Here is a 14,094-nt window from a genome sequence, read left to right on the forward strand (position 1 = left end):
GGTTCGGGGGAGACAGTTCCTATACTCGCGTTCTGTTTATTTTCCCGAAAAACGGGAACTTTCCCGGCCGTTTTATGTCGTGTAGAATAAAGGCAATCCACCTAAATTGGAGTGTGTTGTTGATGCTGATCGCAATCGGTTTATTTTTACTGGCGGGCTTGGCTGAAATCGGCGGCGGCTATCTCGTATGGCTGTGGCTGAGGGAATCCAAACCGCTGTGGTACGGGTTAACCGGAGGGCTGACTTTAATCATTTACGGCATAATCCCGGCTTTTCAGGCGTTTCCATCGTTCGGGCGCGTCTATGCCGCGTACGGAGGCGTATTTATTGTTCTGGCTGTGCTTTGGGGTTGGCTGGTGGACAAAAAAACCCCCGACCTCTATGATTGGGCCGGGGCTGTGATCTGCTTAGCGGGTGTCAGCGTTATGCTTTGGGCGCCGAGAGGCTAAAGGTTATATTTTCGAAGCCGCTTGTAAAATGTGCTTCTTGGAATTCCGGCCAGCTTGGCCGCTTCGGACACATTTCCATTCGTTTTTTGCAAAGCTTCCATCATCGTTTGTTTTTGAACACGTTCTCTGAATGTGAGACGGTCTTCTTCAGAAGGTGCGCCGCTTTTCCAATCGAGTCCGTCCAGCACCGCGCTGTATTGGGACGGGTCGATCAGCCCGCCGTCCGGAAATAAAACCCTGAGCCTTTCAAACGTATTAAAGAGCTCACGGACGTTTCCCGGCCAATGATATTCTTGAAGCCGCTTGAAAAAAACCGGCGGAAACTCGGCCTTCCACTCGTGTTGTTGTTGATAGTGGCGGAACAAATCAGGTATGTCCTCTATGCGCTTTCTGAGCGGCGGTATTTTTACGGGGTAAACATGAAGGCGGTAATACAGATCTTCACGTATCTTTCCTTTTTGGAGAAGGTCTTTCAGATCACGGTGTGTTGCTGTGATGATTCTGATGTCAAGCGGAACTTCACGGGTTCCGCCGATCGGAGTGACCTTCCGCTCTTCGATGATCCTTAAGAGCGCCACTTGCATCTGATAAGGGATCTCGCCGATTTCATCGAGAAAAATCGTACCGCGGTGAGCCTGTTCAAACTTTCCTTTTGAACCGCGGCGCTTTGCTCCTGTAAATGCGCCTTCGGCATAGCCGAACAATTCGCTCTCCATCAAGCTTTCAGGAATGGCGCCGCAATTGACGGCGATAAAAGGGCCGTTTCTCCGTGCGCTTGCCTGATGAATGGCCCTTGCGGCAAGTTCCTTTCCGGAGCCTGTTTCCCCCCATATGTATACATTCGCATCCGTCTTAGCCGCAAGCCTCATGTCGTTAAGCGCCTGCTGAAACGCCCGGCTTGTTCCGGTTTCTCCCGGATAGATGAAACGGGATACGAGCGATGGGGCTGTTTTATTGCGGGACACTTCAGCGAGTGCAATCGACTTTCCGAGGGGCCTCCCGTCTTTGGCGGAGAAAATCGTCTGCTTGTGCACCCCGGCAACCCCCCGCTCATACAGATCATTGACATTCATTCTCCTCCAGTCGGAAAAACGTTCCCGCACCGGTCTGCTTGCGGCTACGATTTTTTCTTTTTCATTGCAAACGATAAACGACTGATCCGAATCGATTTTTTCAAGACAATGGCTGATGAGCTCCGCTTCGTTTTTTTTCGTGTACACGCTGACCTCGCGTTCGATGGCGTGTGCGGCAGTAGCAGCCATCCCAAGCATAAAGGGATGCCTTCTATCCGTGAGACAGGAAATATCGATCAAACCCATAACGGTGCCGTCTTCATCGCGAATCGGTGCAGCAGAACAGCTCCAATGGTGAGAGGCGACCGAAAAATGCTCGGTCCCGTGAATGGTGACAGCTTCGCCGATTTCAAGTGCGGTTCCGATGGCGTTCGTGCCGACTTCTGTTTCCGTCCAGCGGACCCCTTCAACAAAATTGATTTTTTTCGCCTCTTCAAGCGTCCTCCGGCATCCGGCCATGCTTAATACGTACCCGTCGGCATCGATCAGGAGCGCCATCATTTCCGACTCTTTTAATTCACGGCTGATATTGTGTAAATAAGGCAGGGCGATATCGAGAAATAACGAGTGTTTCTTTTTTTGAGCGTTGAATAAATCCTTTTTTAAAATTGACTGTCCTTTATCTAAATACGGATTTACATTTCGGCTTTTGCAGCGGTACCATGATTCCATGACTCTTTTGTTCAAGCGGGCCTGGTCAAGGAGCCCTTCCTGAACAAAGCGTTTCCACGTATTTAAATAGCAGGGCGTCGGATTCATTCCATCCTCTCCTAATGCTTTTTCCTCATTATATTATAAAAGCGCTTTCAATATCGATAAAAAAAACTCCGCACTTTTCCGCTGTGCGAAGTTTTCCCTTATTCAGCAGTGAATGGCCTGACCTGCGGCTTGCAGCAAAGCTTCGTGAATCGTTTCTGAAAGAGTCGGATGGGCCGCGATGAAGTGCTCCATTGCGTCTGCCGTCAGCTCAGCATGCATTATCACGGCTGCCTGGCCGATCAGTTCGGTTGCTCCCGGACCCACGATCGAAACCCCGACAATTTCCTGATACTCCGGCTCTATGATGATCTTGACCTTGCCGGCAGTCTCATTTAAAATAAGTGCTTTTCCGTTTGAAGAAAACGGAAACTCTCCGATGCGAACATCCCCGTAGCGCTCCCTCGCCTTTTTTTCATTTAAGCCGACGCTTGCAATCTCAGGCGAAGTATAGATGCAGCGCGGTATGATTTCACTGTTGACCTTCATGTCTCGGCCTGAAGCATGGGATGCGGCGACGGTTCCTTCGTGAAAAGCGGCATGCGCCAGCTGAACCCCGCCTGTGATATCCCCGCACGCATAAATATGCGGGATGTTTGTCTGCATATGCTGGTTGACATGAATCCCTTTCCTGTCATATTTGACTCCGATATGCTCAAGCTTCAGATCAGCAGTCCTCGGCTTTCGGCCGACAGCGACAAGACATCGGTCCGCTTGAATATTAAAGCTGTCATCGCCATTTTTCAGAAAGATGCGCTGCCGGGCAGGATCAAGACGATCCACTTGTACAGATGTGAAAACACGGACGCCGGACTCTTCGAGACTTGTGCGAAGAAAGGCGGCAATATCCGCATCTTCCTCAGGTAAAATCTGTTCCGCCTGCTCGGCTATGATTACGTTTGCTCCAAGCCTGCTGTATATACTGGCAAATTCACAGCCGATGATTCCTCCGCCAATGATAAAAATCGTTTCAGGGATGGACGGCAATGACATGGCATCTCCGCTGTGGATAATCCAGCTCCCGTCAAAAGACGCAAAAGGCAGTGCGGCAGGTGCCGCCCCTGCCGCTATAATCACATGCCCGGCATTGACCACATCCTGTTTTCCGTCCTTTTCAACAAGTATGTCGTGTTCGGACAAGAACGATGCTTTTCCTTGCAGCACCTTGATTTTGTTTTTATTCATCAAATATTCAATACCCCCGGCAAGCCGCCGAATGATCTCTCTTTTACGGTTTTGGACGGCCTGCCACTGAACCGTCGGGCTTTCACCTGACAGTCCGATGCCGAATGCACCGGCGGACTTTACTTTCTCGAACATATCGGCGCTTTCAAGAAGCGCTTTTGTCGGTATGCATCCTTCATTTAAACACGTCCCTCCGAGGGGGCCATCTTCAATCAGGATGACTTCTCTGCTATTCTTGGCGGCTGTAATCGCCGCCACGTAACCCGCCGGTCCCCCTCCTATAATTGCAAGTGTCACAGTCTATCCACCTTCTCTCTATAAAAGAATTGATGCCGGATCTTCCAAATAGTTTTTCACATCTGAAAGGAATGCTGCAGCAGGCGCACCATCAAGCGCGCGGTGATCAAAAGTCAGACTGAGCGGCAGAATGGCGCCCTTTGTCAGTTCTCCGTCATGATAAACGGGTGCCGAATACATTTGGCCGACTCCAAGTATCCCGGTTTCCGGCGGATTCAAGATCGGGGTAAAGTGCTCGACACCATATGCGCCGAGGTTTGTAATCGTAAATGTCGATCCTTCTATTTCATCGTGTAGAAGCCGGCCTTCCCGCGCTTTTTTGGCGTACCATTTGATTTTCTTGGCCAATTCGATTAGCGGGAGCCGCTCGGCATGGCGGATGACAGGAACGGCCAGTCCTTCGTCCAAAGCAGCGGCCACTCCTAAATGAACATACTCAAAGGTCGCAAGCCTTCCGTCTTGATAAACACTGTTCATGGCCGGATGCTCCAAAAGCGAAAAAACAACTGCCCTGGCGGCAAAATCAGTGATCGTCAGCTTCGTATCATATCTGGATTGAGCTGTTTCATTGAGCTGCTTTTGCAGGACTTTTAATTTCGTGATGTCCGCTTTCATCGTAATCGTCAGCTGGGCGCTGTTTTGCAGGCTTTCCGTCATTCTTGCGGCAATCGTTTTTCTCATCGGGCTTGCCGGCGGACGATCTTCAGCCTTATCCGCCTGCTTGTTCGGCCGGTCGGGAAGCGCCTGCAACACATCCGTTTTCGTAATTCTGCCCCCGGGCCCTGTGCCTTTCAGCGTTTTGATGTCTATATTTGCGCTTTGTGCGATTTTGCGTGCAGCCGGAGAAATTTTAATCCGTTCTTTCGGGGGATCCGGCTGTTTTGTTTGGCTCTCCGGCGTTTGTTCGTTTTCATTCCCGATCTGGCAGATGACCGTCCCCGGCGGCACTCCCTCTCCTTCGGACACTTTGATGTCCAACACGGTTCCGTTTGCCGGAGATTCGATTTCCATTTCAATTTTTTCTGAATTGATGCTGGCAATGCTTTCTCCTTTTTCAACGGCTTCACCGACTTTTTTATTCCAGACGGAAACCGTACCTTCTTTCATCGACATCCCCAATTTCGGCATGACAACCTCGACAGCCATGTTCTCCTCTCCTTTCCAATCTTTATAGCGTATGTGTTGAGGTTTCTCCGAGCATCTCAAGCACGGTGTTCACAACTTTTTCCGGTGTCGGTAAATACAAGTCTTCAAGAGGCGGTGAAAATGGCACCGGCGTATGCGGAGCCGTCACCTTTTTAACCGGTGCGTCAAGCGAATCAAATCCTTTATCTGCTGCCAATGATGCGATATCCGCGGCGATGCTGCATCTCGGATTGGCTTCATCGACGATCACAAGCCTGTTTGTTTTTTCTACAGATGCAAGGACGGCCTCTTCATCAAGCGGCGAAAGACTCCTCGGATCAAGGACTTCGGCTTCGATTCCCCGCGTTGAGAGCTGTTCCGCCGCTTGAAGCGCCGTATGAACCTGTTTGCCGACTGCAACAATTGTTACATCAGCGCCTTTCCGCTTGATATCGGCTTTTCCGATCGGAAGCGTGTAATATTCTTCCGGTACATCGCCTGTCATGTTGTACAGCGTTTTGTCTTCAAAAAAGATAACCGGGTCCTGATCCTCAATCGCAGCGAGCAATAATCCTTTCGCATCATACGGGGTCGACGGCACGATCACTTTCAGTCCGGGAATGCTTGTAAATAGGGCATACAAGCTTTGCGAATGCTGGGCGGCTGCCCTAAAGCCGGCGCCGTGGGTCGTCCGGATCGTAATCGGAACTTCCGCTTTGCCGCCAAACATGTAGCGGAATTTCGCTCCCTGGTTCAGCACCTGGTCCAAACATGTTCCGATAAAATCGTTAAACATCAATTCTGCGATCGGCCTTAAACCTGTTGAAGCCGCTGCCATGGCTGCGCCGATGTACCCCGCTTCACTGATCGGCGTATCAAGGACGCGCTCCCGTCCAAATTCCTGAACAATCCCTTTCGTGACACCGAGCACACCGCCCCATGCTTCATCATCCTGCAGATGATCGACATTCGCTCCTCCTGCGACATCTTCCCCCATCAAAATAACGTGATCGTCCTTTCTCATCGCAAGCTTGATCGCTTCATTCAATGCGGCTGACATGCTGATTTCCCTCGTCATGTTTCCTTCCCCCTTCATGAATTAATAGGATACATATACATCCGTCAGCAGTTCGGTTTCCTCCGGATAAGCGCTTTTTTCGCTGAATGCGACCGCTTCCTTCACCGCTTCTTCAACTTCTTTTTCAATCCGCGACTGCTCTTCTTCGCTCATCAGCCCTTTTGCCAGCAGTTCGCTTTTGAACACGGCAATGGCATCTTTTTCTTCCTGATGAACCGCCTTTTCTTCATTTGTTTTGTAGCGCTGGGCATCTCCTTCAAAATGGCCGTAGTTCCGGTATGTCATACACTCAATGAGCGTCGGTCCTTCTCCGTTTTTGGCACGCTCTATCGCCCGGCCCGCAGCCTGGAAAACCGCGACCGCATCTTTTCCATCCACGCGAATGCCCGGAATCCCATAGGCGGCCGCACGATCTGCGATCGACTCGCAGCTTGACGCATAGGAAAACGGCGTCGCTTCGCCATATCCGTTGTTTTCGGCGACAAATATGACAGGCAGCTTCCAGATGGCGGCAAGGTTGATCCCTTCGTGGAACGTCCCCTGGTTGTTGGCGCCGTCACCAAAAAAGCAAACGCTTACATTTTTAGTCTTTTTATACTTTGCAGTGAGGGCAGCTCCGCAGGCCAAGGGAAATCCCCCGCCGACGATTCCGTTTGCGCCAAGCATCCCTTTGTCAAAGTCTGCGATATGCATCGATCCGCCTTTTCCTTTGCAAAGTCCTGCAGATTTTCCGTATATCTCGGCCATCATCCCCTTCAAATCGCACCCTTTTGCAATGCAGTGCCCATGACCGCGGTGTGTGCTCGTGATGGTGTCTTCGTCATTCAGATGGGCGCAAACGCCCGCAGCGACCGCTTCTTCTCCGGCGTAAAGATGGACAAAACCCGGCAGTATCCCTTGAGCAAACAGCTGATGAACCCGATCTTCGAAATGGCGGATTTCCAGCATTTTTTGATACATCCACACCGCTTTTTCCTTTGTCAGTGCCTCTTCCATATGAAAAAACCTCCTGTCTTTTTTTACTCACACGTTATGATGCAAGAATCGTGCCAGCTCTCCGACGCGAACATAAAGCTCTTTTCAGTCGGACATCCTTCCAGAACAAGAGACAAAACGAGACAGGTGTCTCAATTTGTCTACTTCGTCAGTTGCGGAAATGTCCTTGCCGCAGTTAGAATGAACGGTAGAGACGAAGGAGGTTTTTTTCATGAAGAAAGCGTATGTTTTTTTAATCGACGGATTTGAAGAAATTGAAGCGATAGCAACGATTGATATTTTACGGAGGGCTGAAGTTGATACCGTCACCGTCTCGCTTGATCCATCCCGCAGCGTGAAAGGCGGGCATGACATTGTCGTCGAGGCAGACGTCATGTTTGAGGATGCGGATGTTCAGGAAGCGGATATGCTGATTCTTCCGGGCGGAAATGTAGGCAGCAAAAAAATGCTGGAACATCAAGCTTTGCATAAGACGCTGACAGAAGCGGCGGATGCAGGAAAATATGTTGCCGCCATATGCGCCGCAACGATGACGCTCGGAAAAACGGGGCTTGTCAGCGGAAAAAAAGCGACCTGCTATCCGGGAGTTGAAGAACATTTGACAGGCGCGGATGTCACTGCAAATGAAAATGTCGTCGTGGATGGAAACATCATTACTTCCAGAGGGCCGGCGACCACGATCCCATTTGCCCTCAAGCTTGCCGAATTGCTGAACGGCAAAGATAAAGCCGATGCAGTTGCAAAGGGAATGCTCGTCTGCTAAGACGGCCTTCCTCTTTTTTATCCAATAAAAGAACGGTATTGACATCATAAATCTGAAAAGATATGATATTAAAAAAGTAATTCCGTAAAATCAATAATCGTAATCTCATGTAAAAGAGCTTTAGCATTCGGCTATAATCCCATTATGGTCGCGTGAAAAAGCAATCTTTACCATGCATGACATTAACATTTTGATAGGACGGTATATTTCATTTTCCCTATCTTCGTGTATAAGGAAAAGAAATATACCGTTTTTCAGGAGGATATAACATTGGAAAAACAGAAAGTGACGAAGGGGTCTTTGGAGGCGGAGATAAGCAAAGCCTTAACCCAGTGGGAAAAAGACTATTTAGGCCGCGGGTCCGTGTCTGTTAAAACAGATATTCTCAGAAATATGGTCATCATTTCCCTGAACGGTATTTTGACGCCCGCCGAATACGAACTTTGCAGTACAAAAGAAGGCCTGCTGTCAATTAAAAGAACCCGCTCCGGTTTGGTGGAATCGGGTATAGAACAACTGAGCCGCATAATGAAGGAGTTGACCGGTGAAGAGACGATCAGCTTTCACACCGATATTAGCACGCGTACAGGCGAGCGGATCATGGTGTTTAAATTGGCTAACGACCTGCAAAAAAAATTGTCATAGAAAAAACGGAAGATCTTTAAAGCATGAACATGAGTTAAAGATAAGCCGGTATCATTCAGAAAGATTGGCTGAAATGGGCCAATCCTGAATATACCGGCTTTTTTTACGTTTTCAGAAAGGAAGGCAAGACATGAAACAATATATTCTTTTCCATTATCCCGACGGAGTGATGTCGGGTGTTTGATCTGCTGGATTCTTTATTTTGGCTGAAAATATTTTTCGCGTCGCTTGCGCTTTGTTTGTTCAGTGCACTGCTCGTCCTGAATCGAAAGGTTCCATTGACATATGTACGGATTCACGCCAAGATCATCGCCCTGCCGCCGCTTGCCGCGCTGGCAGCATTGATAACGGCAAATCCCGGGCAGGCTGGAGCTCCTTGGCGGTTGGATTCGCTGGCTTGGCTGATCGCCTTGTTTGTCTTGACCATCGGCTTCATCGTCCAGCGCTACTCTGTCCGGTATTTGTTCGGCGACCGCTCCTACCGTAAATTTTTTGTGCTGCTGACGCTTACGACCGGAGGAGCTTCATGCGCCTGGCTGAACGATGATCTTCGCTGGCTCCTCTTATGCTGGGGTATCACGCTGTTCGGCTTGACTGCGCTAATCGGCTTAAACAGCGCGTGGCAGGCGGCGAAAAATGCCGCTTTGTATGCGGGCCGGATCTTTGCGCTCAGCTGGCTGGCGATAGCAGCAGCCGCTCTTTGGCTGTCTCTCGCGACGGGACACTGGCAATTATCATCTGCCTTAGCGGAAGAAAGCCTTGTACAGCTCAGCTCATGGGAGAAAACCGGGATCGGTCTCCTCATCATTTTAACGGTGATGATTCCTGCAGCACAGTGGCCGTTTCATCGCTGGCTGCTCGATTCTGCAATCGCCCCGACTCCCGTTTCCGCGGTCATGCACGCCGGACTCGTAAATGTAGGCGGCGTCATGCTGACCCGTTTCGCACCGATGTTCAGCGGTGATGGGCTGCAGCTTATTCTGCTTGTTCCCGCCGTCCTTTCCGTCTTGCTCGGAACAGGCATGATGATCGTCCAAACGGACTACAAGCGGCAACTCGCAGCTTCAACTGTCGCGCAGATGGGTTTTATGCTCGTCCAATGCGCATTAGGGGCCTATATTGCGGCTGTTATTCATCTCATTTTGCACGGCCTGTTCAAAGCCGCCCTTTTCCTGCAAGCCGGATCAGCGGTACGCCGTTATGAATCATCTGCATCTAAACGAGGCAAACCGGCTCTTTTTTGGGACATGATAGGCGGCGTCTTTGCTCTTACTCTCGTCATCGGAATCTGGCTCTCCGCTGCAGACGATGGCTATCAATTGATCAGCGCCCTTGTTTTAGGCTGGGCACTGTTCATTGCTTGGAGACAGCTTGTCACAGCCAATTACGGACGCGTCACACGAATTGCCGGACTTTTCATTTTAACGGGGGCTTCACTCGCGTTTGCCATCATTCATTCCGTTTTACACGGGCTCCTGAAGGAAGCTGTTGTACAGGGGGCGCAGCCGCCTGCAATGGCGGCCGTTTTAACGGCAGTCGTTTTGTTAGCCGGCAGTGCGGCCGGCGCCTTGATCGTTCGGCAGCGCTTTGCATGGTCCGGCGCACTTTATCTGCGTCTTGTAAAAGCGGGTGAGCCTCATTCCGAATCGGTCGAAGAAAGGCCGAATTATCTTGACCAATATCTTACTCAAGGAGGTCGTCAATCATGAAAGCAGCACCCACATTGTCTAAACAATTGATCTTCAAATATGAACATCAGAACGCGGACTTTAATATTGACGAATTGGTTCAATCAGCAGCACGGGTCATTGCGCCGCTATGGCCGATTGAAACCTTTGCCGCGCGCCATCCGTGGATGGGTCTTGAAGAACAAACATTTGAACAGACGGCCCGGCAGCTTAAACAGCAGCTTCATGTTGATATCTACCCAAAGTCCTCCATGTTCCGCTCCGCAAAACAACGGGGAGAAATCGATGAGTCGATTCTTGAAAAAAAGCTGATGAATTGGCTCGATTCACATCAGCCCGGCATGCAGAGGGAAACAGCGGAAGCATTTTGCAAAGCCGCGCTCAAGCTGGACGAAATACCTGAACAGCTCTTGAGCTCCCGACAAGTTAAAAAGCTTGCCAAACAAGCGGCCCGCGGGACAATCGATGACCGGAAAACACGCTTGATCAAACCGCTTAGCGTTTTTGCCGGACAACAAACCGCTCACCTCCTTGATCATCATGTGATTAAATGGTGCAAGCTGTTCCTTGATGAATCACAATCGGCATGGCGGCTTCCGCATCGTGAGAAAGGGTTTTACAGCGCATGGCGGCAGCTTGTTGAACATGATCCCGCCCTGTCGCGCGCGGAACGCCAACGAATGAATGGGTGGCCGGAAGAGCCGCGGGACGCTATGAAAAGAGCACTCCGAGCGCTTGATATTTCTGATGGAGACGTTCAGGCGTACCTTGAAGCTCATTTGCTTTCTCTGCCGGGATGGGCCGGAATGATGCTTTGGCGTTCCCAGCAATCGCAGGATGAAGAACGGCTGTTGCTTGAGTATTTGGCTGTCCGGCTTTCAATGGAATGGATGCTTATTGAACCTTATTTGCCGCTGTCTAAGCCAAAGCCTGAAAAAGAGATGCTTCTCGTTCCTTTGATTGCGGCCTGGCTGCATTGGGGCGGCCTTACGCCTGACGAATGGCTCGAACTTTCAGCAGCAGAGCAAAAAGCGAGATTAACACTCGCCCGCCGCTTTGATGATATAACGCGCAGGCGTATCTGGCTGGAAGCGTGGGAACAAACATACGCCGCTGAGGTAAGGAAGCTCATCGCGGCAAACAGACCTGCCGCTCCCGCCAAAAGTGAACCGGTGCTGGCCCAGCTCGCATTTTGTATTGATGTCCGTTCAGAGCCGTTCCGCCGGGCATTGGAAAAGTCAGGCCCTTTTGAAACGTATGGAACAGCGGGCTTTTTCAATCTGGCAATCGAAACGTGCGAACTTGGCACTAAGCACAGCCACAGCTCTCTGCCGGTCATCCTTAAACCGCAGCATCGAGTAAAAGAAACGGCCGAAGAATCAAGTTTTAAATCGTATCAAGAACATAAAAAAGCGGCAGCTTCACTGAGCTCCGCCTTTAAAACGATGAAACAGAATCTATTGGCGGGTATGCTGCTTCCCGAAGTGAGCGGGCCTTGGCTGAGCCTGCAAATGGCCGCGCGCAGCCTAGTCCCCCGCGCAGCCGGGCAAGCTTTCCGGAATGCGCGGAAAACATGGCTGAAGAAGCCTCAGGCAAAACTCTCGCTAGATCGCATGGAAACATCTGAAGCCGGCATTCCGGTCGGATTTACGGAAGAAGAAAAAGCCGCCTATGCCAGACAGGCATTAAAGATGATGGGGATCACAGACCGGTTCGCTCCGCTGGTTGTCATTTGCGGGCACGGCAGCAGAAGCACGAATAACCCTTATGCATCGGCACTGGACTGCGGCGCCTGCGGAGGCGCATCTGGCGCTTTCAACGCACGCGTCCTAGCAGCTTTATGCAACCTTCCAAGCGTCAGAGAGAGGCTCCGCTCCGACGGCATTTTCATTCCGGATGATACGGTATTCGCTGCCGCAGAGCATATTACAACATTGGATGAACTGCAGTGGCTCTATGTACCTGAGCTTCCGGCTAAAGCTCAAAAAGCGTTTGACCGCATCAACTCGGTGCTTCCCGATGTCAGCCAAACTGTCGGAGCCGAGCGCTTAGAAGAACTGCCGCAGCTCGGCTATCAAAATCCGCGGAATGAAGTTGAGCGCTTCGCCGAAGATTGGAGCGAAATCCGTCCCGAATGGGGGCTGGCCCGAAATGCTTCATTCATCATCGGCACACGCCGGCTTACACGGGGAGCCGATCTTGAGGGAAGGGCTTTTCTGCACAGCTATGACTGGCAGAATGATGAAGACGGCTCCATCCTTAGCGGCATCATTTCAGGGCCTGGGACAGTAGCCCAATGGATCAATCTTCAGTATTACGCCTCAACCGTTGCACCGCATTATTATGGAAGCGGAAATAAAGCAACTCAAACCGTCACTTCCGGCCTCGGCGTCATGCAAGGAAATGCAAGCGACCTTTTGGCCGGTCTCCCGTGGCAGTCTGTCATGCGGTCAGATGACGAAATATATCATGCGCCTCTCAGGCTGCTGATCGTGATTGAAGCGCCGGATGATGAGATCGAACGGCTCCTTGACCGCGATCACAGCTTCAGACAAAAGGCAGAGAACGGATGGATTCATCTGGCATCTATTAACCCGGAGGGAAAATGGAAGAACTGGACAAACACGATAAATGAATGAGGTGAAATGTCATGGAAGAAAACAAAAAAATACTGATGATTATCGGAATGGAGAAACAGCTTGAACAGACCATCTGCCGGGCAGCAAATATTCAGCCTGAGAACGCCCTCGTTTTAAAAAGCGTCTTCCCTGATATTTCACAGCCCTACGGTGATTTGATGAGGGATATCATCACCCTTGTCCACCGGAACAGAGCGGAAGAAATCTGGATTGTCCGCGATAAATACGAACAAATGGCAGATGAAGATATTTCTGACCTTTTAAATAGAGACAAAGATTTAAACGATAGAATGCAAACTTTAGAGTACCTTTTCCAAAACTGCAGTCCGGAATTTACGCAGAGCAGCATTGATGAATGGCTGTCACCGAGCGAAAACGTGGCCGAAGGCGTACAAAAAAGCGTCGCCGCCATCCGCCGGCACCCGTTAATCCCTTTGCACGTCAAAGTGAAAGGATTTCTAATCGAAAATTCGATTTTAACGGAAATTGAAACCTTAAACAAAAACGGAGCCCGATAACAGGGCTCCGTTTTGTCTTAAACACAGGCATTCTTTACACGACAGCAGACCGCTGATAAAATCTCTGAATATGCATGGTAATGTAGCACAGCTCTTTTTCCGGAAATTCAAAGCCATACTCCCGCTTCACAAATGCCCCGATTTCTTCTGCGCACATAAACGCTTGTCCAAACTTCTTTTTAATGAGGCTGATCATCTCACTGTCCATTTCGTAAAATGTCTCTCCCGACTCGATATGCTGAATGGCGAAACGAAGATGGTTGATAAGCCGCTCATACGAAATCGTCTCATCCTTTATTTTAATGTTGAGTTTATTTTCGATGATCTCGATAATATCCTTGATCATCGTTGTGAGATCGAGCGTTTTTGTCATATCTCCCGCGTTTGTTTTGGCTGTGTGGATATGCAGCGCAATATTGGCGACTTCATCCTCCGGAATATCGATCTTCAGCTTTTCTTTAATGAGGGCCTTTGCCCAGCGGCCGATTTGAAATTCTTTCGTGTAGAGGACTTTGACTTCTTGAAGCAGCGGATTTTTAATGACCATTCCCTTGCTTAACCGTTCTATCGCGAATGATAAATGATCTGAAAAGGCGACATGGATTCGCTCATTGATTTTGATCCCGAGTTCTTTTTCCGCATGAGAAATAATATCCTCCGCCACCTGAATATGATCTTCCGGCAACGTTTTTAAGATCTCCTCGAATTGGCGGTATTCTGATGAATCTTTCATCACGAATATTTTTTCAATTTTAGATCTGTCGACAATATCATTCTTCTTTTTTTGAAATGCGATTCCGGACCCTAATACGATCTTTTCCTCGTCGCGATCCTTTACGACGAGCGCATTGTTATTTAAGATTTTTTTTACTTTCATAGCTG

At 49.8% G+C, this 14,094-nt stretch carries 12 protein-coding genes; 6 read left to right on the forward strand and 6 right to left on the reverse strand.

Annotated elements, in window-relative coordinates:
• Window positions 1–119: 119 nt before the first annotated feature.
• Window positions 120–449: a YnfA family protein gene (locus H2R00_RS10745; RefSeq protein WP_182068969.1), complete on the forward strand. Its 330-nt coding sequence runs from the start codon at window positions 120–122 to the stop codon at window positions 447–449.
• Here the strand turns inward: H2R00_RS10745 and H2R00_RS10750 are convergent.
• The 5 genes from H2R00_RS10750 to H2R00_RS10770 all read right to left on the reverse strand — a co-directional run bounded on the left by H2R00_RS10750 (window position 446) and on the right by H2R00_RS10770 (window position 6,959).
• The gene (locus H2R00_RS10750; protein ID WP_182068971.1) at window positions 446–2,281 is read right to left on the reverse strand and encodes a sigma-54-dependent Fis family transcriptional regulator; all 1,836 of its coding nucleotides are present in this window, start codon (window positions 2,279–2,281) and stop codon (window positions 446–448) included. The genes H2R00_RS10745 and H2R00_RS10750 overlap by 4 nt on opposite strands.
• A gap of 102 nt (window positions 2,282–2,383) precedes the next feature.
• The gene (lpdA, locus tag H2R00_RS10755; RefSeq protein WP_182068973.1) at window positions 2,384–3,760 is read right to left on the reverse strand and encodes a dihydrolipoyl dehydrogenase; all 1,377 of its coding nucleotides are present in this window, start codon (window positions 3,758–3,760) and stop codon (window positions 2,384–2,386) included.
• An 18-nt stretch (window positions 3,761–3,778) separates the two neighbouring features.
• Window positions 3,779–4,906 (reverse strand): dihydrolipoamide acetyltransferase family protein, encoded by a 1,128-nt coding sequence (locus H2R00_RS10760; RefSeq protein WP_182068975.1) that lies wholly within the window; start codon window positions 4,904–4,906, stop codon window positions 3,779–3,781.
• Window positions 4,907–4,928: 22 nt separating this feature from the next.
• Window positions 4,929–5,963: an alpha-ketoacid dehydrogenase subunit beta gene (locus H2R00_RS10765; protein WP_154996861.1), complete on the reverse strand. Its 1,035-nt coding sequence runs from the start codon at window positions 5,961–5,963 to the stop codon at window positions 4,929–4,931.
• A 21-nt stretch (window positions 5,964–5,984) separates the two neighbouring features.
• Window positions 5,985–6,959, reverse strand: a complete 975-nt coding sequence (locus tag H2R00_RS10770; protein ID WP_182068977.1) for a thiamine pyrophosphate-dependent dehydrogenase E1 component subunit alpha — start codon at window positions 6,957–6,959, stop codon at window positions 5,985–5,987.
• Between the two features lie 211 nt (window positions 6,960–7,170).
• Here H2R00_RS10770 and H2R00_RS10775 point away from each other — a divergent pair, with 211 nt between their 5' ends.
• The 5 genes from H2R00_RS10775 (at window position 7,171) to H2R00_RS10795 (ending at window position 13,212) form a co-directional block, all read left to right on the forward strand.
• Window positions 7,171–7,722 carry a DJ-1 family glyoxalase III gene (locus H2R00_RS10775; protein ID WP_182068978.1) on the forward strand — a complete coding sequence of 184 codons (552 nt, stop codon included), beginning with the start codon at window positions 7,171–7,173 and terminating at the stop codon, window positions 7,720–7,722.
• A 270-nt stretch (window positions 7,723–7,992) separates the two neighbouring features.
• A complete protein-coding gene (locus tag H2R00_RS10780) occupies window positions 7,993–8,367 on the forward strand; it encodes a Na-translocating system protein MpsC family protein (RefSeq protein WP_182068979.1) in 375 nt (124 codons plus the stop codon).
• 176 nt (window positions 8,368–8,543) lie between these two features.
• Window positions 8,544–10,076, forward strand: a complete 1,533-nt coding sequence (locus H2R00_RS10785) for an NADH dehydrogenase subunit 5 (RefSeq protein ID WP_182068980.1) — start codon at window positions 8,544–8,546, stop codon at window positions 10,074–10,076.
• Complete coding sequence (locus H2R00_RS10790; RefSeq protein WP_182068981.1) at window positions 10,073–12,694, forward strand: DUF2309 domain-containing protein; 2,622 nt, start codon at window positions 10,073–10,075, stop codon at window positions 12,692–12,694. Before H2R00_RS10785 ends, H2R00_RS10790 begins: the two co-directional genes overlap by 4 nt.
• Window positions 12,695–12,705: 11 nt before the next feature.
• Window positions 12,706–13,212 carry a carbonic anhydrase gene (locus tag H2R00_RS10795; protein ID WP_154996849.1) on the forward strand — a complete coding sequence of 169 codons (507 nt, stop codon included), beginning with the start codon at window positions 12,706–12,708 and terminating at the stop codon, window positions 13,210–13,212.
• A 34-nt stretch (window positions 13,213–13,246) separates the two neighbouring features.
• Here the strand turns inward: H2R00_RS10795 and H2R00_RS10800 are convergent, their stop codons facing one another.
• The gene (locus H2R00_RS10800; RefSeq protein ID WP_154996847.1) at window positions 13,247–14,089 is read right to left on the reverse strand and encodes a PRD domain-containing protein; all 843 of its coding nucleotides are present in this window, start codon (window positions 14,087–14,089) and stop codon (window positions 13,247–13,249) included.
• Between the last annotated feature and the right edge of the window lie 5 nt (window positions 14,090–14,094).

Origin of the sequence: Bacillus haynesii, from assembly GCF_014042035.1 — a bacterium.
GTDB classification, from domain to species: Bacteria; Bacillota; Bacilli; order Bacillales; family Bacillaceae; genus Bacillus; species Bacillus haynesii.